At 34.2% G+C, this 17349-nt stretch carries 18 protein-coding genes and 1 pseudogene; 9 read left to right on the top strand and 10 right to left on the bottom strand.

Going from position 1 to position 17349, the window contains the following annotated elements:
• A partial coding sequence (locus A9G38_RS00770; protein ID WP_065623104.1) for a transposase occupies nucleotides 1-204 on the bottom strand: 204 nt, incomplete at its 3' end.
• A 354-nt stretch (nucleotides 205-558) separates the two neighbouring features.
• Here A9G38_RS00770 and A9G38_RS00765 point away from each other — a divergent pair.
• The 5 genes from A9G38_RS00765 (at nucleotide 559) to rpmE (ending at nucleotide 4462) form a co-directional block, all read left to right on the top strand.
• Nucleotides 559-1020 carry a DUF721 domain-containing protein gene (locus A9G38_RS00765; RefSeq protein WP_034914376.1) on the top strand — a complete coding sequence of 154 codons (462 nt, stop codon included), beginning with the start codon at nucleotides 559-561 and terminating at the stop codon, nucleotides 1018-1020.
• A gap of 62 nt (nucleotides 1021-1082) precedes the next feature.
• Nucleotides 1083-1487, top strand: coding sequence for a YhcB family protein (locus tag A9G38_RS00760; protein WP_034914379.1), 405 nt, complete (start codon nucleotides 1083-1085; stop codon nucleotides 1485-1487).
• A 79-nt stretch (nucleotides 1488-1566) separates the two neighbouring features.
• Nucleotides 1567-2940 carry a Do family serine endopeptidase gene (locus tag A9G38_RS00755; RefSeq protein WP_034914383.1) on the top strand — a complete coding sequence of 458 codons (1374 nt, stop codon included), beginning with the start codon at nucleotides 1567-1569 and terminating at the stop codon, nucleotides 2938-2940.
• A gap of 112 nt (nucleotides 2941-3052) precedes the next feature.
• Nucleotides 3053-4105, top strand: a complete 1053-nt coding sequence (degS, locus tag A9G38_RS00750) for an outer membrane-stress sensor serine endopeptidase DegS (protein WP_034914387.1) — start codon at nucleotides 3053-3055, stop codon at nucleotides 4103-4105.
• A gap of 141 nt (nucleotides 4106-4246) precedes the next feature.
• Nucleotides 4247-4462 carry a 50S ribosomal protein L31 gene (rpmE, locus tag A9G38_RS00745; RefSeq protein WP_034914396.1) on the top strand — a complete coding sequence of 72 codons (216 nt, stop codon included), beginning with the start codon at nucleotides 4247-4249 and terminating at the stop codon, nucleotides 4460-4462.
• Nucleotides 4463-4553: 91 nt separating this feature from the next.
• Here the strand turns inward: rpmE and metJ are convergent, their stop codons facing one another.
• The gene (metJ, locus tag A9G38_RS00740) at nucleotides 4554-4865 is read right to left on the bottom strand and encodes a met regulon transcriptional regulator MetJ (protein ID WP_034914400.1); all 312 of its coding nucleotides are present in this window, start codon (nucleotides 4863-4865) and stop codon (nucleotides 4554-4556) included.
• Between the two features lie 177 nt (nucleotides 4866-5042).
• Between metJ and metB the strand changes: the two genes are divergently transcribed.
• Nucleotides 5043-6209 carry a cystathionine gamma-synthase gene (metB, locus tag A9G38_RS00735; RefSeq protein ID WP_034914403.1) on the top strand — a complete coding sequence of 389 codons (1167 nt, stop codon included), beginning with the start codon at nucleotides 5043-5045 and terminating at the stop codon, nucleotides 6207-6209.
• Nucleotides 6210-6286: 77 nt separating this feature from the next.
• Here metB and citX read toward each other — a convergent pair whose 3' ends face one another.
• The 7 genes and pseudogenes from citX to A9G38_RS00700 form a co-directional block, all read right to left on the bottom strand.
• Nucleotides 6287-6838, bottom strand: coding sequence for a citrate lyase holo-[acyl-carrier protein] synthase (citX, locus tag A9G38_RS00730; RefSeq protein ID WP_034914406.1), 552 nt, complete (start codon nucleotides 6836-6838; stop codon nucleotides 6287-6289).
• Nucleotides 6839-6915: 77 nt separating this feature from the next.
• Entirely contained in the window at nucleotides 6916-8445 is a 1530-nt protein-coding gene (citF, locus tag A9G38_RS00725) for a citrate lyase subunit alpha (protein WP_051634295.1), read from the bottom strand.
• A gap of 12 nt (nucleotides 8446-8457) precedes the next feature.
• Nucleotides 8458-9345 carry a citrate (pro-3S)-lyase subunit beta gene (gene citE / locus A9G38_RS00720; RefSeq protein WP_034914409.1) on the bottom strand — a complete coding sequence of 296 codons (888 nt, stop codon included), beginning with the start codon at nucleotides 9343-9345 and terminating at the stop codon, nucleotides 8458-8460.
• Nucleotides 9342-9632: a citrate lyase acyl carrier protein gene (citD, locus tag A9G38_RS00715; RefSeq protein WP_034914413.1), complete on the bottom strand. Its 291-nt coding sequence runs from the start codon at nucleotides 9630-9632 to the stop codon at nucleotides 9342-9344. Before citD ends, citE begins: the two co-directional genes overlap by 4 nt.
• A 21-nt stretch (nucleotides 9633-9653) precedes the next feature.
• Nucleotides 9654-10688 carry a [citrate (pro-3S)-lyase] ligase gene (gene citC / locus A9G38_RS00710; RefSeq protein ID WP_034914416.1) on the bottom strand — a complete coding sequence of 345 codons (1035 nt, stop codon included), beginning with the start codon at nucleotides 10686-10688 and terminating at the stop codon, nucleotides 9654-9656.
• A gap of 10 nt (nucleotides 10689-10698) precedes the next feature.
• Complete coding sequence (locus tag A9G38_RS00705; RefSeq protein ID WP_034914417.1) at nucleotides 10699-11538, bottom strand: fumarylacetoacetate hydrolase family protein; 840 nt, start codon at nucleotides 11536-11538, stop codon at nucleotides 10699-10701.
• Nucleotides 11539-11632: 94 nt separating this feature from the next.
• Nucleotides 11633-12919, bottom strand: a pseudogene (locus A9G38_RS00700) (2-hydroxycarboxylate transporter family protein); the annotation flags it as partial.
• A 278-nt stretch (nucleotides 12920-13197) separates the two neighbouring features.
• Here A9G38_RS00700 and A9G38_RS00695 point away from each other — a divergent pair.
• The 3 genes from A9G38_RS00695 (at nucleotide 13198) to A9G38_RS00685 (ending at nucleotide 17068) form a co-directional block, all read left to right on the top strand.
• Nucleotides 13198-14787, top strand: a complete 1590-nt coding sequence (locus A9G38_RS00695) for an ATP-binding protein (protein WP_034914420.1) — start codon at nucleotides 13198-13200, stop codon at nucleotides 14785-14787.
• Between the two features lie 15 nt (nucleotides 14788-14802).
• The gene (locus A9G38_RS00690; RefSeq protein ID WP_034914423.1) at nucleotides 14803-15504 is read left to right on the top strand and encodes a response regulator; all 702 of its coding nucleotides are present in this window, start codon (nucleotides 14803-14805) and stop codon (nucleotides 15502-15504) included.
• A gap of 718 nt (nucleotides 15505-16222) precedes the next feature.
• Nucleotides 16223-17068, top strand: coding sequence for a hypothetical protein (locus A9G38_RS00685; protein ID WP_034914426.1), 846 nt, complete (start codon nucleotides 16223-16225; stop codon nucleotides 17066-17068).
• Here A9G38_RS00685 and A9G38_RS00680 read toward each other — a convergent pair.
• Nucleotides 17014-17349, bottom strand: a 336-nt coding sequence (locus A9G38_RS00680; protein ID WP_141671665.1) for an integrase core domain-containing protein, incomplete at its 5' end; no start/stop codon positions are given. The genes A9G38_RS00685 and A9G38_RS00680 overlap by 55 nt on opposite strands.

Here is a 17349-nt window from a genome sequence, read left to right as displayed (position 1 = left end):
CTCTTGTTCTTGTGGACTGCGATTATCTTTTGTTTTAAATGAGCCGCTTTGGCTTGCTTGCGTTATCCAACGGTCCAAAGCTGATGGTGTCAAATCATATTCGGCAACGATTTCACTACGTGATTTACCATGTTGATAAAGACTGACCATTTGGTGTTTAAAATCATCTGTGAATGTTCGTCTTTTGCGTTTAATCTTATTCATATTTGTTCCTTTTTTAGTTGTGATAAGTTTACCTTACCCCTTAAAAAAGTTGTATGATTTAGTGTAGCCGATCCACTTTTTATTAGAGAAAATAAGTGGAATAATCAAAGCTAACCTTTATAATTAGATTTTATTTTTATAAAACTGGCAGATATTATATTAATAGTATTTGCCAGTTTTTTATTTTGTTCTTCTAATTTTGAGTTATTTGTGAACTTTTTATAAAGTGTTAATTAAGTGAAAATATTCTTTTTTTAAGGGACTTTTTCATTCAAATAAGATAAATTACTTAAACATTGGTGGAAAATATTTTTGCATTTTAGTTATTACTATTTTTTAATAAAAGGCATAATTATGCGTTATAACGAACCACAAATGTTGACGTCAATTTTGACACAAGCCTCTTCTCTGTCTAAGATTCAAGATAGAACTAATGCATTATGCTCTTTAGCTAAAGTTGTTTATGATTTATTGCCTTCACCATTAAATCAACAATGCCGAGTTGCTAACTATCGCCAAGGTGTGTTGATTTTAGAGGTTAGCTCAGCTTGTTGGTTAACTAGATTGAAATATGAACAAAGCAATTTAATTTCTGAAATACGAAAAATTATTTTACCATCCTTATCTTCTATTCAATATCAGATTAATCCAGATATTTCAGTGAGGTGGTCACAGAGCAATTATCAAAGTGATAAGTCATCTTTAGCTTCAAGCGTGATGACACAAAAAAGCGCAATGTTTCTATCTGCATTAGCAGAAAATGCACCAGACAAGTTAAAAAAACAATTGATAAAACTTGCTAACCATGCAAAATAAGCGCTGATAATTAGTCTTCAATTTTATAAAATTATATATCTTAAAGATATAAGGAGTGAATAATGGATAAAGGCATGCTTACTTATCTTATAATTGGATTCGTGATTGGTTTTATTATTTGTTTCATTTTTATTAGTGTTATTAGTCCTAAGGCACGTAAATATGCCAAAGTTAAACAAGAGTTAGATCAAACAAAAGATGAATTAATAGCGCAAAAACAAATGATTGCTAAACATTTTTCACATAGTGCAGAAATATTGGATAATATGGCTAAAGATTTTCGTCTTCTTTATCAACATATGGCTGAAAACTCCAGTCAATTTATGGATAGTGGTAATATTCAATCTTTAGATTTTGATTCAAATACAGATTCTAACGAAACAAAAGAAATTACGCTTGATAAGCAGCCTAGAGATTATTCTGATGATTCTTCAGGTTTATTTAAAACGGATGAAAATAAATCTTAATCTATGATTTTATTTTCCGTTACTTAATATTCAAGCAATTTTATAGAGTGTAAATTTTTGTAAAAGCGAGAGTTCTAAGATGATTAATTCATTAAAACAACAAAAAAAATTATTAAGTATTTTAGCTTTAAGTTTAGGAATAAGTTTATCTGTACTTCCGAATACTTATGCAGCTTTTCCTCCTGCCTCAACCGATAATAATACGCAACTGCCAAGTTTGGCGCCTATGCTTGAAACTGTATTACCATCAGTTGTTAGTATTAAAGTTGAAGGAACAGCTCAAATGCAAAATAATATGCCAGAAGAATTTAGACGTTTTTTTGGTTATCCAGATAGCCAATCAAGGGCGTTTACAGGTTTAGGTTCTGGTGTGATTATTGATTCAGAAAAAGGCTATGTTGTTACGAATAATCATGTTATTGATGGTGCTGATAAAATTACGGTTGCTCTAAACGATGGGCATGAATTTAAAGCAAAACTAATCGGTAAGGATCCACAAAGTGATATAGCATTACTTAAAATCGATGATGCCAAAAAATTAACAGCTATTAAATTAGCAGATTCTGATAATTTACGTGTTGGTGATTACGCTGTTGCTATTGGTAATCCATTCGGCATTGGTCAAACTGTTACTTCAGGGATTATTTCAGCTTTAGCTCGTAGTGGACTTAATATGAATGGTTTTGAAAACTTTATTCAAACAGATGCTTCAATTAACCAAGGTAACTCTGGTGGAGCACTTGTGAATTTAAATGGTGAGCTTGTTGGTATAAATACCGCAATTATTGCTCCAAGTGGTGGTAATGTAGGGATAGGATTTGCAATTCCTAGTAACATGGTAAAAAGTTTAACTTCTCAGCTTATAGAATTTGGTGAAGTAAAACGTGGTGTGCTTGGTATCAAAGGTAATGAATTGACATCGGATATAGCAAAAGCGTTTGATGTTGATGTTCAAAAAGGTGCTTTTGTTAGTGAAGTTATTGAGAATTCAGCCGCACAAGCAGCAGGAATTAAATCTGGCGATATTATTGTTTCGATGGATGGTAAACCAGTCGATAGTTTTGCTGAACTACGTGCAAAAATTGCGACAACTGGGGCAGGGCGAACTGTTAAGCTAGGTTTAATTCGAGATGGTAAAACAATATCTGTTGATGTAAAACTAAAAAATAGCGACGAGACAACAACTGATGCAAAATCACTACATTCTGCTCTCGATGGAGCAACGCTTAGCAATGGCGAAATTAAAGGTCAAAAAGGTGTTTTAATAGGAAGTATTGCTAAAAATTCGCCTGCGTCTCGACTTAGTTTGCAAGAGGGAGATCTTATTACTGGAGTTAATAAAGAACGAGTAACTAATATTGCAGATCTTCGAAAAATTATTGATAGTCATCCATCAGTAATTGCGTTAAATATTATTCGTGGTGATAGTCGTTTATATTTAATTTTACGATAATCAGTCACTTTTTATATCGTCGATGCTTTAGCATCGACGAAAACTTTAATTTTAACCTTTATATAGATGTGTTAAAATCTTCATTATTCTTCCCATTACAATCCTGAAACTAATGCTCAAAAAAATTTTATGTCCAATATTAATTGGAACGGTTTTAGCTATTGTGTTATTGATTATTTTTCCTTCTTTACAAAAAGGAAACCAATCAAATTTTCCAACCTCAATTTTTCATGATGATCCATTAAGTTTTTCTAGTGCCGTTAAAACTGCGGCTCCTGCAGTAGTTAATATTTATAGTCGCTCAATTAATTCTTTTTCTCAGGAATCACAAGATAGTCCAATAACTCCGCTCGGTTCTGGAGTAATTATGAATGGGAATGGGTATATTGTTACTAATTATCATGTAGTTGAAGATGCAGAACAAATTATCGTCGCATTGCAAGATGGACGAATATTTGAAGCTTTATCTGTAGGCTCAGATAAACTTGTTGATCTAGCGGTATTAAAAATAGAGGCTTCAAATATCCCCACTATATTGATAAATCCTCAACGCGAACCTAAAATTGGTGATGTCGTATTAGCCATAGGAAACCCTTACAATATAGGGCAAACTATTACACAAGGTATTATCAGTGCTACAGGTCGTGATGGATTGAGCCCATACAGAAGGCAAAATTTTATTCAAACTGATGCACCAATAAATCATGGCAATTCAGGCGGAGCGCTAGTAAATAGCAAAGGTGAATTAATGGGAATTAATACTCTTACCTTTGCAAAAAATCTAGGAAATGACATTCCTGAAGGAATCGGATTTGCTATCCCAACTGCATTAGCAGTTAAAATCATGAATAAATTAATTCGCGATGGAAAAGTTATTAGAGGATATATAGGTATTGATGGATTAGAATTTGCACCAACTCAAAACCCAAGTGATATGCCAGTGGTGTTAGGTATTTTAGTCACCAGAGCGGAAGGCCCTTCATTACAAGCAGGAATACAAGCTAATGATATTCTGATTATGGTAGATAATAAACCAGTTAAATCCATTGTTGAAACAATGGATCAAATAGCCGAGTTGAAACCTGGTACAATTATCCCCATTATAGTTCAGCGAAATGGGGAAAAGATTGAACTGCAAATAACAATAGGTCAATTACCTGTTTAGTTGTTCTTTTATTTCTTGATTAACTCGACTATTGGCCGTATAATCTGCGGTCTTATCATGTTTTTTTAACACTCGTATGGTGTATAGATTCTGCTTTTATGGCCATTTATATAGCGATACGAAAAACTTAAGAGGCTTATTATGAAAGAAGGTATTCATCCAGAATATACTGCAATTACAGCAACTTGTTCTTGTGGTAACGTTATTAAAACTCATTCTACTGTTGGTCATGATATTCATCTTGACGTATGTGGTGAATGTCACCCATTCTATACAGGTAAACAACGTGATGTTGCAACTGGTGGGCGTGTAGATAAGTTCAAACAACGTTTTGCTATGGTTGGCGGTAAAAAATAATTTTTCGGAAAACCATGTTCCAAAATTAATAATAATTGAAAAGGCGCATAAGCGCCTTTTGTTTTTCAAAATTAGTTTTTTTAGTTAATAATCAATCAAAATCAGGATTAATACCTAAATCTTGCATCATCTTTTTAGCTTGCTTAGGAATACCGTCTTCACGATCTTTTTGTAAATCATCGTCACAAGGTAAAGGTTGACCGGTATAAGCATGAAGAAAGGCTTCACACAATAATTCACTATTTGTTGCATGACGTAAATTATTGACTTGTCGGCGAGTGCGTTCATCAGTCAATATTTTTAAAACTTTCAACGGAATTGATACTGTAATTTTTTTTACTTGCTCGCTTTTTTTACCATGTTCAGCATAAGGACTTATATATTCGCCATTCCATTCCATCATCTTGTCACCAAATTACATCACAAATAATGTGGGCAATTCTAACGTTTTTTTTATTTTTCTGCAATCTACACACCAAGATAGTTAGACGTCTAGACATGTTGACGTCCTTATTGAATGTGTTATTCTTATACAATCTGTTATTGAAGTAAGCTAAGTATTATTTAGAGGAATGTTATTATGGTTAGTCAAACCAACAATTTAAACCAAGGAACAATAGCTGTTCGTGGTGGGATTAATACTGATGAACAATATGGAAGTGTCGTACCTGTTATTACACCATCTACTTGTTATCGTTATGAAGAATTTGCAAAACCAAGAAAGTTTGATTATGCACGAAAAGCAAACCCTAGTCGGCGATTAGTAGAAGAAACCGTTGCAAAATTAGAAGGTGGTGCAGATGCTATTTTAACAAACTGTGGCATGTCAGCAATTCACCTTATTAGTGTTGCTTTATTAGCGCCAAATGACTTAGTTGTTGCTCCTCATGATTGTTATGGCGGTAGCTATCGACTTTTTAATAGTCTAAGCCAAAAAGGCTATTTTAAAGTGAAATTTGTTGATCAGTCTGATGCGATGGCTTTACAAGAAGCACTTAATTTACATCCTAAATTAGTATTGATTGAAACACCAAGTAACCCATTACTTCGTGTTGTTGATATCAAGAAAATAGCCCAACAAGCACATGATGTTGGAGCTTTGGTTTTAGTCGATAATACATTTATGACGCCGATTTTACAAAAACCGTTGGAGCTTGGTGCTGATATAGTCAGCCATTCTTGTACCAAATTTTTAAATGGGCATTCGGATTTATTAGCCGGAATTTTAGTCTTCAAAGACCAACAGCTTGCTACAGATGTTTTATGGTGGGCCAATAATATTGGTACGCTTACTTCATCATTTGATAGTTATCTTTTATTGCGTGGGTTACGAACTCTTGCTGCACGTGTTAATTTACAACAAGAAAATGCTCAAAAAGTTGTTGAGTTTCTTATTAATCACCCAAAAATAGCAAAAGTATTTCATCCCTCTTTACCATCTAATCTTGGGCATGATATTGCTAAAGAACAACAAAAGGGGTTTGGTTCGTTACTAAGTTTTGAACTGGTTGGAAATGCCGATGTAATGCCGAAGTTTTTAAAAACGCTTAAAATTATTACCTTAGCTCAATCACTTGGTGGTGTTGAAAGTCTTGTCTGCCACCCAGCAACAATGACACATTCAGGTATTAGTGCTGAAGCACGAAAAACAGCGGGTATTTCAGATCAGCTATTACGTATTTCAGTTGGTTTAGAAGATATTACTGATTTACTAGCTGATTTACAGCAAGCACTTGAAACGATTTAATTGAATTTTTAGATTGAAAGAAGGTTGATGATATAATGCTATAATGTTATTTCATCAATCCATTATTTGCAATTTTATTAAAGTAATGTTTTATTTTTCCTGAAATTTTCTATCTTCTTTTTTATCTCGGTAAAAATTTCATCGATTGAATGCCGTTTAGCTCTACCACAAATTTTTGCCTCTTCATTGCAGACCAAACATTGTCTTGGTTGATTTTCGAATTGAGAACGTGAAAGGCTATTTTGTGTAACAATGTCAATAACATCAATATCCCACAAACGCCCTAAGGGATGATTATTTTCGACTTCAATACAATATTTTTTAAGAGTTTTAGCTGAACATTTAATTGCTATGATTGCTTCTGAACCAGTAATGTAATGGAAATGATCTTCATTGATTATTGTTATATCATTTTGTAAAAAACAGAAATGTAAAGCTTTGATAGCTTCGTCAAAAAGATAGCGTGCTCCGCTACTGTTTTTTATAGGACCAGGAATAACTATGCTTAATGATATGATTGGATATTTATAGCATGTCATTGCATGCTTTTGGTTTTCAACTCGCTTTTCCTTGGCTAGTAGCATTTGCTCAAGGGTAATAGGAGTACCATCATCAAATTTAATTTGCATTTTTTTCATCGGATAGAAAAAGTAATAGCATGACACTTTTACATGGCAAGCTATTACTATATTAATAAAGATTAAAATTAATCTTTAACTTGACGCACAACATCAATAACTGAACCATCGCGGAAATGTACGATACCAACGATTTTATCATTAAATTCGATTGGTTTTGGTTCACCAGTTAAAGACACAGCACGTTGATAAAGCTCTTCAATGCTCATAATTGGTAAATTAGCAGCTTTTAAACGTTCAGCAATTTCTGGACGATTAGGGTTAACAGCAATACCATGGTCAGTGACTAGCACATCAACGCTCTCACCAGGAGTAACTAATGTTGTTACCTTTTTAATTACTGTTGGAATACGGCTACGAATGAGTGGCGCAACAACAATTGTTAAGTTTGCACCAGCAGCCGTATCACAGTGACCACCAGAAGCTCCGCGCATTACACCGTCAGAACCAGTTAATACATTAACATTGTAATCAAGGTCGATTTCTAACGCACTTAAAATAACAATATCAAGCTCATCAACACTTGCACCTTTTGAAGCAGGATTTGCATAAACATTAGTTGAAACTTCGATATGATCTTTATTTTTACCTAAAGATTGTCCCGCAGTGCCGTCAAAACTTTGAGTATCTAATAAACGTTTAACTAATCCTTTTTCGTGAAGATCAACAATACTTGCTGTAATACCACCTAAAGCAAATGATGCAGTGATATTTTTCGCACGCATGCGATTTTCAAGGAAACGAGTTGCTGCAGTTGACGATGCACCAGAACCAGTTTGGATTGAAAAACCATCTTTAAAATAACCAGAGTGTTCAATAACATCAGCTGCATAACGAGCGATCATCAGCTCGCGTGGATTGCTAGTGATACGCGCTGCACCCACACTAATTTTAGTTGGGTCACCCACTTCATCAACTTTAACAATATAATCAACTTGATCTTGGCGAATACTTGCTGGATGGTTAGGATATCCAACAATATCCTCAGTTAGTAGTACAACTTTTTTCGCAAATTGCGCATCAACCATAGCATAACCTAGAGCACCACATTGTGATTTTCCAGATACACCATTAGCGTTACCTTGTTCATCAGCGGTTGATACAGCTAAAAATGCGATATCAATGTTAATTTCACCACTTTGGATCAGTTTTACACGCCCACCATGAGAATGGATATGGACTGGGTTTTCCATTAAACCGTGAGAAATCGCATCGGCTAATTTACCACGTAAACCAGAGGTATAAATTTTAGTAATTACACCAGATTCGATATGAGGAATTAACGCTGAGTTACAGCTTAATAAAGAACTTGAAGCTAGCGTCAAATTTTTAATGCCTAAATTACTGATAGTCTCAACAACTTTGTTGATAACCTTATCGCCTTCACGAAATGCATGGTGAAAAGAGATAGTCATACCATCACGCAATTCACATTTTTTAATTGCTTGCTCAATAGAATCACACAATTTACGCGTATATTTAGACTCATCTTTTAAATATGGTGTTGTTGCGTTAGCATTAACAAAAGGCTTAATATTCTTGAGATCAGGATGCTGTTTAAGCAAATCATCAATTTTTTTGTTTATAGAAGTAGTCATTTTTCAATCCTATCAAATTTCTTTACGTACACCAGAATACTTAGCCAACTCGATAACTTTTCTAGCTCGAGCAATAATCGGTGCATCAATCATTTTGCCATTTAGAGAAATAACGCCAAGGCCTTTTCTTTCTCCCTCTTCTGCTGCTTCAACCACTTTTTGGGCATGTTCAACTTCAGCTGCTGTTGGAGCATAAGCATTGTGGAGCAGATCGATTTGTCTAGGATTAATGAGCGATTTACCGTTGTAACCTAATTTTTTGATTAAGCTGACTTCTTTCAAGAAACCTTCATCATCATTAACATTAGAGTAAACAACGTCAAAAGCATCAATTTTAGCCACACGTGCTGCATGTAATACTGCACAGCGAGCATAGAATAATTCTGTACCATCGCCACGTTCAGTTTGCATATCAACAAGATAGTCAAATGCAGCTAGCGCAATACCGATTAAACGTGGAGAAGATTTAGCAATAGAAACGGCATTAACAACACCTTGAGCAGATTCGATTGCAGCCATTAATTTAGTGCTACCAACTTCACGCCCACACTCTTTTTCGATTCTTTCAACATGAGCTTCTAACTCATGAATATCTTCAGCACAGTTAGTCATTGGTAAACGTACTACATCAACCCCAGCTCTTACAACTGCTTCAAGGTCTTTTAGACCAAATGGAGTATCAAGCGCGTTGATTCGTACTACTGTTTCAATTCCGTGCTCTTTATAAACAGGAAGAAGTAAAGTTTGTGCGACTAATAAACGCGCTGAATCTTTTTCCTTAATTGAAACAGCATCTTCAAGATCGAACATGATTGAATCAGGTTTATAAACAAACGAAGTTGATAACATAGCGGCGTTTGCACCTGGAAGAAATAGCATACTTCGACGTAATTTTTTCATAGTAATTTACTCCAATCTAAGTTTTCTTCTTCTGCGCCACGTAAAACTGCACATTGAACTCTAGCTTTAATAGCGCAATCAAGTGCACCTTTATCATCAATAATGATTAAACCGTCGGTTACATTAAGCCCATTTAAAGTTTGATCAACAACCGCACGGATTTGATCGCCAAATTGTTTATTAACATCACTATTAATAACAATTTCAATTCCCGTGTTTGGCATGACTTTGACTAACAAATCGCTAGATTCAAGAGTCCCCGCCATGGCTTCTTTTTGTATTTTCATTTTTTTACCTTTTAAAACGTATTAAATTTTAAATTTATCCAAATTAGCTGAAAGGTAATCCCATGTAGTAGATGGAACTAGTTTTTTTACCTCTTCATATTGCCCTGATGCCAATAATTTTCTTACTAATGAAGCTGATACAATAGTATCACCTTCGGTTATTCGTTGAACTTCAACAAAAGTAATTGCTGAGTGGTTACTAACTGCTTTATCTTCAAGCCAATAAGACATTGCTTCATTATAAGCCTTAGTTACTTCGTCATAGGGTTCAGTTCCAACAAATCGATAGTTAATATTAAGCGCTGGAGCAATATAATTTCGGAATATAAGCAGATCGATACCCATATAGGCCTGATCGATTTTTGTCTTATCTTTTAGAAAATAAGTTGGAAATGTTGCTCTTGAAATAATATAAGGAGAACTTGCATGTACTGTAACATTTTTTATCTGTTTAGTACCATCTTTAACTAATTTCAAACGTGTATCAAATGAAAATAGCGATGCATTTTCATTGACGACAAAAACATGCAACCAATCACATTGACTTGCAGCATATTGAATAAGATATTGATGGCCTTTAGTGAAAGGGTTAGCATTCATAACAATGCTACCAATTTTGCTCCCTTCTTTTTGTTGCGTGCTTAGTTGTTTACAATATTGCCTTATTCCAACTGGATTGTTTTCCATTAGGACAACAAGATCTGTTATTTCAACAATAGGATAAAACCCACATCCTTTAAAAAAATCTATATTTTCAGGTTTTGTATACAAAAAAAGATGGAAATAGCCATTTTCATTGGCATATTTTATTGCATGATCCATCAAGGTTAGATTTAGTTGATTGCCACGATGATTAGGATCAATAGCAACACATTTAATAATATTGCGATCAATACCTGCACAAGCAATAATTTGTTCATTGATTTTAGCTACCATAAAAACAGTAACTTGTGAATCCAGATCAAGATCAGAGCGAGATAGCAACTGTTTAACTTCTTTATAATCTTGTTCTGCTTTAGAAATATCAACAACGGCATAATCAACTAAATCGTACATAAATTTACCTCTATTCAGCTACTACATAATTAGTTAGTCGACCAATTCCTGTAATTTCGACTTCAATTGTATCGCCATCTTTCATAAATACTGGAGGATTACGTTTTTTCCCAACTCCACCTGGTGATCCAGTAAGAATAACATCACCTGGAGATAAACGTGTAAAAGTACTAATATAAGAAATTAATTCAGGCACAGTATGCACAAGATTTTTAACTGAATCATGTTGCATTTGCTCGCCATTTAAATAAGTAGTTAAAAATAATACTTTTGGATCAGGAATTTCATCGCTTGTTGTAATACATGGACCGAAAGCACCAGTGCTAGGCCAGTTTTTACCTGCGGTAAACCAAGTATATTGCCAGTCGCGAATAGAACCATCCATATAACAGCTATAGCCAGCTACATATGATAATGCATCTTCTTGCTTAATGCGAAAACCAGCTTTACCTATAATAATAGCTAATTCTCCTTCATAATCCAACTCATTAGTAATAGCTGGTTTAATAATGTTGGTTTTATGACCTGTTTGAGAATCAGGGAAACGAACAAAAAGTGTTGGTGCTGAACTGGTTTCATTAAATTCTGCTCGTTTTTCGGCATAGTTCATACCAACACACAAGATTTTATTTGGATTTGGAATAACAGGTAAATAAGTAATGTCTTGTTCATCAATGTCACTTGGGGCATTAAGGTAGGTTTTGGCAATAGATAGTCCTTCTTTATCGGCAAGTAGTGATTTTAAATCGGCATATTTATCACCTAATTTTTGCTTTAAATCAACAATACCATTATTAGTAAGAAGACCAAAACTTGCTCTACCAGAGACAAGATAACTGACAAGCTTCATGAAAACTCCTTAAAAGCTATTTTGTTAATTGTAAATATTAAATAAAAATGAACAACCTTAGTATAAACCAAGGTTGTTATTTAATATGTAAAATCTATACTAAGAAATTGCCGAGAATAAGTAATGATACTGATACATTGATTGCACCACCAATACGAGTTGCAATTTGTGCAAACGGCATAAGTTCCATACGTTCTGCAGCAGTTAAGATTGCCACGTCACCAGTTCCGCCTTGACCACTTTGACAACAAGAAATAACAGCAGCATCAACAGGATACATACCAAGTTTTTTAGCAACAAAGAAACCAGTAGTAACCAAACTAACAACTGTACAAACAATTACAATTAGGTTTGTGATTGTGAATGCATCTACAATTCTTTCCCAAGGAGTGATAGCAACACCCACCGCAAATAAAATTGGGTAAGTAACAGACGTTTGGAAAAATTTATAAACAACTTGTGACCCACTTAATACTTTAGGTGAAACACCAGATACTAATTTAACAAAAACTGCTGCAAATAGCATTCCTACTGGTGCTGGAATACCAGTCACTTTGTGACCAATCATACCAACCATATAAAGAATAGCTGCTAATAATACACCTGAAGCGAATGTAGTTACATCAATAATCGATTCAGTTTTAGCTGCTTTTTTATCAGCAACTTCATCATCTGCTGGTAATAGTCGACCGTTACCAGTTAAGTGCGGATAAGCTTTACCGATACGATTTAAAATACCACCACAAATAATACCAGTTAAACCACCTAACATTACGATTGGTAACACACGACCAAGCGCATCACCTTGTTCCATACCTAAGATTGAAGCGTACCCGATTGAAAGTGGAATCGCACCTTCACCAACACCACCAGCCATAATAGGTAATACTAAGAAGAAGAATGTTTCAAATGGTGTTAAACCAAGTAAATAACCAACACCGACACCAACAAGCATACCAACGATTTCACCACATACCATTGGGCCGAAGATTTTTAAGAATCCTTGGATAAGTGTTTTCTTATCCATATTCATAATACTCCCCACGATGATACAACAGATATATAAATAAAGAATATGTGTATCTTTATAGAATTTTTTTGTTGCAACAACGACTGGTTCAGGAAGAATACCATAATAAACTAATGCAGAAGGAATAAAGGTTGCACAAATTGCGGCAGCTCCCATTTTTCCTACGATCGGTAAACGCTTACCAATTTCGCCACAAAGAAAACCGAAAAAAGCACAAGTAACTACCATTACAACGATTTCGCTAGGTAATTTACCTGTTACTAAAACTTCAGCGAAAATAAGAATACCTGCGATAATAAATAATGGAAGTGGGATAACACCAATTTTGTAGTTATCCATCAGACGCCACCAATTGTATGGCCAGCCTGTTAGATTTTCTGTAACAGTCTTACCCGTTGATTCTTTTCCATTAATGTTTTTCTCAGATGAGTTAAAATTCACCATTAATTTTTTTCTCCAAAATAAGTTGATTTATTCAAAATTATTGGCGGGTATGTTTACAAAAAATTAATGAAATTTTTGTGATATAAATCATAAATTAACTGTGGTTTTTATGGTTTTAAAGGATATATGTTTTTTTTATGCTGTGATACACTTATTTGAACTTAATTTAAAAAGAAAATACAAAAATGCGAAAGAAAATCCACTTGTCGTTTACCACAAAACTTTTTTTATCGCTTTTGCTCTTTTCGTTGATTGTTCTTGCGCTATTACAAAGTTATATTTGGAACACAACTGAAACAAATTTGTATCGAAGTTTGGGCGAAAAAGCGCAAATTCAAGCAAAAGAGTTATCTGTTTTACCAAGTTTAATTGAATATGTCAAAGATAAAGACACAAATAAAATAGCTAATTTAATCACAGATATATTTAAACAAAGTGATGCAAGCTATATTGTTATTGGTGATGCTAATGCTAACCGCTTATTTCATACAGCCAATAGCCCTTTACATTCCCCGATGGTAGGAGGGGATAATCAAGAGGTTCTTAACGGTAATAGTAGTATCACCATTAGTGAGGGTTCTCTTGGTCTAGCATTAAGGGGGAAAGCTCCAATTATTGAAAACGGTAAGATTATTGGTATAGTCTCGGTCGGTTATATGATTGATGGTATTTATGCATTGCATATAAAACAGTTTATACCGTTTATCATTTTTTGTTCCTTGTTATTCTTAGCATTATTTATCTTTTCATACTGTTTTTCAAAAGCAATTAAAAAACAGATGTTCAATTTAGAGCCTAAAGCAATCGCACTACTGGTAAAAAGCCAAAAGTCGATCATGGAATCGATTTTTGAAGGTGTTATCGCCATTGATCTTAATCATAAAATTATCAATATTAATCAATCTGCTCGCACAATGTTAGATATTAAGATAAATGATGACGAGTTACATAAACATGATTTAAGCGAATTTATCACCTCAAGTGACTTTATCTACAAAAAAGAAAATCAAACTGAAGACATACACGATCATATATGCTATTTCAATAACATGATTGTTATTGCCAGCCGAGTTCGAGTGGTTATTGATGATAAAATTCAAGGCTGGGTAATTACTTTTCGCAATTTTGATGATATTAATGTATTAAGTATGCAATTAACGCAAGTAACACAATATGTCGATAATTTACGCGCATTAAGGCATGAACATCTTAACTGGTTAGCAACGCTATCAGGTTTAATATATATGAAACGGTATGATGAAGCGCAATCATTTATTGCATTGCATTCTGCCGATAACCAAAGTAATTTAGACTTTATCACCAAACATTTTAATGTGCCGGCTATATGTGGTTTATTAATTGGCAAATATTCAAAAGCACACGAAATTGGCTTAAATCTAGTATTTGATCCAGCATGCCAATTAAATGCATTACCTTCACTTATCACCGAAATAGAATTTATGTCAATTTTAGGAAATTTGCTTGATAATGCTTTTAATGCTAGCTTAAAAAATGATCGTGGTGATAAAACCATTTATCTCTATCTTAGCGACGCAACAAATGAAGTTGTATTAGAGGTAACTGATCAAGGCTGTGGTATTGATGAAAATATTCGCGATTCAATTTTCGAACCTGGCGTCACATCGCAAGAAGGTAAAGAACACGGTATTGGTTTACACCTTGTTTCGACCTATATAAAAAAGGCCAATGGTTATATTACATTTGAAGATAATACCCCTTATGGAACAATTTTTTCTGTATTTATACCTAAATAATAAAAAGGCAATTATATGAATCAATTTCAAGAAGATAATATCAAAGTGCTTATTGTTGAAGATGAACCAATTTTAGCAGAACTAAATGCAGAGTTTATTCAAAAAGACACAAAAGTTAAAGTAATTGGAATAGCTTCAACACTAGAAGAAGCTAAAATAATGGTAGAAAAACTAAAACCAACCTTAATATTACTCGATAATTATTTACCTGACGGCAAAGGAATAGAATTATTTGAATACATCATCAACAATCATCTAGATTGCTATGTTATTTTTATTACAGCCGCAAGTGATATGGATACTTGTAGTAAAGCGATTCGTTATGGTGCTTTTGACTACTTAATAAAGCCCGTATCTTACCAAAGGCTAAAACACTCGCTTGAGCGTTTTGAACTATTTTTATACCGACAAAGCCTACAAAAACATGTCAATCAACGAAAAATAGACGAACTTTTCAATTTGCAAACTAAAGATTTTGTTGATATGAACCGCCACTCCAAAGGGATTGAAGAAATCACGCTACAAAAAGTCAAAGACTTATTTATGCAAACCGATAAAGCACTCACTGTTGACGAAATAGTCGAAAAAGCCAATATTAGCAAAACGACCGCTAGGCGATATTTAGAATATTGTGTACAAATCAAATTATTAACAGTCGAACTTAATCATGGAAAAATTGGACGACCAGAAAGGCTATATAAACGTTTAGGGAAATAGTATTTTATCTGTTTCAGATAAAATACTAGCTTTGAAAACATACCTATTTGAGTTTTTTTTAGTTATTGGTACTAGTAACAAAGGAAAAAACAGCTTCTATAACAACCAAATACCTATATCTACCTTATTTTGGCGTTAGAATACGCAGCAACTGAGTAAGGTAGTACGCCAAACAAGGATGTTTGGATCGGATGTTACCACCGATACTACTCATTTCCCCAAAAGGGAAAAATATTTAAAACCACTACTTCAAACAATACCACTGTCCTCTATAACTGTCTGATTTAATTAAAAAAGCGAAATAAAAAAACTTCAATAAAATCAATACTCTACCTGAACATTTTTAGAGTAAGAAACACGCTTTTGGCACCTCAATGTTAATAAGCCTGCCTTATCAGCGCGCCAAAATATACCGATAACAAAGTAAAGCTAGCACGTCAAACTGGGCTGTTGGGCGTGTTTGTGTTTTAGATGTTATCAGCAATATTAATTATTCCGCAAAAATCAAAAAGTCCTAAAGCTAATACTCTATTTTAATTAAAAAATTTACTTATCTCTAAAGCCAATCGTTTTCATCTTTACATTTTTTTACAAAAAAGTCCGCCAAAAAACTAGCCAACTATTTTTTAAACGGCTATACTCTTATTGCTATAGGAAAATAAGAGAATAATTACAAAAATTCAAATAAAACAAAATATTATTTGACACGAGGAACGTAATGCAGTATCATTTTTGGCACAAGCACTGGCTAACCTACGTCTTAAATTTATCTAATAACCCTATTCGACGAGTTTTTGCACGAAACTCATTTATATCTTCGAAATTATCCATAAAATTATTTTCAAAAGTTCCATTGGTATTAGCGCTATTGTTGTTATTGCCGTACTCCATAGAATCGCAGGCTTTGTCGGCAACGACTTCTGAGCGCATTCACGGTACTGCGCCTTATTTAACTTTTGATGGCGGTGTTACTAAAGTGACTAAAACAGATGACTTATTAACTATTAAATTATCAAATGGACGAACATTCACACCGCAAAATAATCCTTCATCATCGACAGTTCCAATCGAGTTACCTAACATAGGGGATACTTTGGCTAATATCGATATGATAGTCCAGCCAGCTGATTCAGTGAGCTTAAATGATTTGGTGACACAAGGTAAATGGGGCTATGATGATGGTGATAATCAGGTAACGGCAATGGGAAATATATCGGTATCATTTATGGATAAAAATGGTAATACCGTTAGTCGTCGTGATGCTTTAGATATTTGTAAGGCACCTTATAAGATAACATTAAGTAGTACGGGAGGTAGTTTAGCAACGCAGTATGGCGTGCCCAAAAGTAGTACTTTCAGTGAAGGTACTGCGGTGTATTATATCACTCCGCCGCCACAACCAGTTATTTGTTCGGTCAGGCCGAATTTGCTATATGGTGGTACGACTGGTATCGATTCTAACGACAATCCTAAATTCGCTGGCCCATCTAGTGGAATGGCAACACATTTTCAAACAAAAAAATTAAGGGGTAAGTGTTTTTTAAATTCAACGGGAGGCAAGTAGCCTAACGAAGAATGTAATCGTTTATGATTATACCAATAAGCATAAGCCGAAAAAGCGCGTTGTAATTCAGCCGTTGAGTTGAAACGTTGGCCTTTTACAAATTCCGTTTTAATTGTTTTAAATGTCGCTTCCGCTACCGCATTGTCATATGGACCCCCTTTCTTGCTTAATGAATGCGTGATATTAAATGTCTTAAAACACGCCTCTAATAACCGATTATCAAACTCTTTGCCTCGGTCTGAATGAAATAAATCCAATTTTGATAATGGCAGTTTAATTTG

The organism is Gilliamella sp. Imp1-1, assembly GCF_001690415.1.
Lineage (GTDB): Bacteria > Pseudomonadota > Gammaproteobacteria > Enterobacterales > Orbaceae > Gilliamella > Gilliamella bombi.
The sequence above is the reverse complement of the archived record's forward strand: the minus strand, read 5'-3'. Positions and strand labels throughout refer to the sequence as shown.

What these genes read in the sequence shown, in the direction of transcription:
- citX (WP_034914406.1), bottom strand. Translation starts at nt 6,838, where the DNA reads ATGCAAATTAAATTTGATGATGGTACTCCTATTACCCTTGAGCAAATG.
- citC (WP_034914416.1), bottom strand. Translation starts at nt 10,688, where the DNA reads ATGTACGATTTAGTTGATTATGCCGTTGTTGATATTTCTAAAGCAGAA.
- citD (WP_034914413.1), bottom strand. Translation starts at nt 9,632, where the DNA reads ATGAAAATACAAAAAGAAGCCATGGCGGGGACTCTTGAATCTAGCGAT.
- degS (WP_034914387.1), top strand. Translation starts at nt 3,053, where the DNA reads ATGCTCAAAAAAATTTTATGTCCAATATTAATTGGAACGGTTTTAGCT.
- A9G38_RS00685 (WP_034914426.1), top strand. Translation starts at nt 16,223, where the DNA reads ATGCAGTATCATTTTTGGCACAAGCACTGGCTAACCTACGTCTTAAAT.
- citF (WP_051634295.1), bottom strand. Translation starts at nt 8,445, where the DNA reads ATGACTACTTCTATAAACAAAAAAATTGATGATTTGCTTAAACAGCAT.
- metJ (WP_034914400.1), bottom strand. Translation starts at nt 4,865, where the DNA reads ATGATGGAATGGAATGGCGAATATATAAGTCCTTATGCTGAACATGGT.
- A9G38_RS00760 (WP_034914379.1), top strand. Translation starts at nt 1,083, where the DNA reads ATGGATAAAGGCATGCTTACTTATCTTATAATTGGATTCGTGATTGGT.
- A9G38_RS00755 (WP_034914383.1), top strand. Translation starts at nt 1,567, where the DNA reads ATGATTAATTCATTAAAACAACAAAAAAAATTATTAAGTATTTTAGCT.
- A9G38_RS00765 (WP_034914376.1), top strand. Translation starts at nt 559, where the DNA reads ATGCGTTATAACGAACCACAAATGTTGACGTCAATTTTGACACAAGCC.
- citE (WP_034914409.1), bottom strand. Translation starts at nt 9,345, where the DNA reads ATGAAAAAATTACGTCGAAGTATGCTATTTCTTCCAGGTGCAAACGCC.
- metB (WP_034914403.1), top strand. Translation starts at nt 5,043, where the DNA reads ATGGTTAGTCAAACCAACAATTTAAACCAAGGAACAATAGCTGTTCGT.
- A9G38_RS00705 (WP_034914417.1), bottom strand. Translation starts at nt 11,538, where the DNA reads ATGAAGCTTGTCAGTTATCTTGTCTCTGGTAGAGCAAGTTTTGGTCTT.
- A9G38_RS00695 (WP_034914420.1), top strand. Translation starts at nt 13,198, where the DNA reads ATGCGAAAGAAAATCCACTTGTCGTTTACCACAAAACTTTTTTTATCG.
- A9G38_RS00690 (WP_034914423.1), top strand. Translation starts at nt 14,803, where the DNA reads ATGAATCAATTTCAAGAAGATAATATCAAAGTGCTTATTGTTGAAGAT.
- rpmE (WP_034914396.1), top strand. Translation starts at nt 4,247, where the DNA reads ATGAAAGAAGGTATTCATCCAGAATATACTGCAATTACAGCAACTTGT.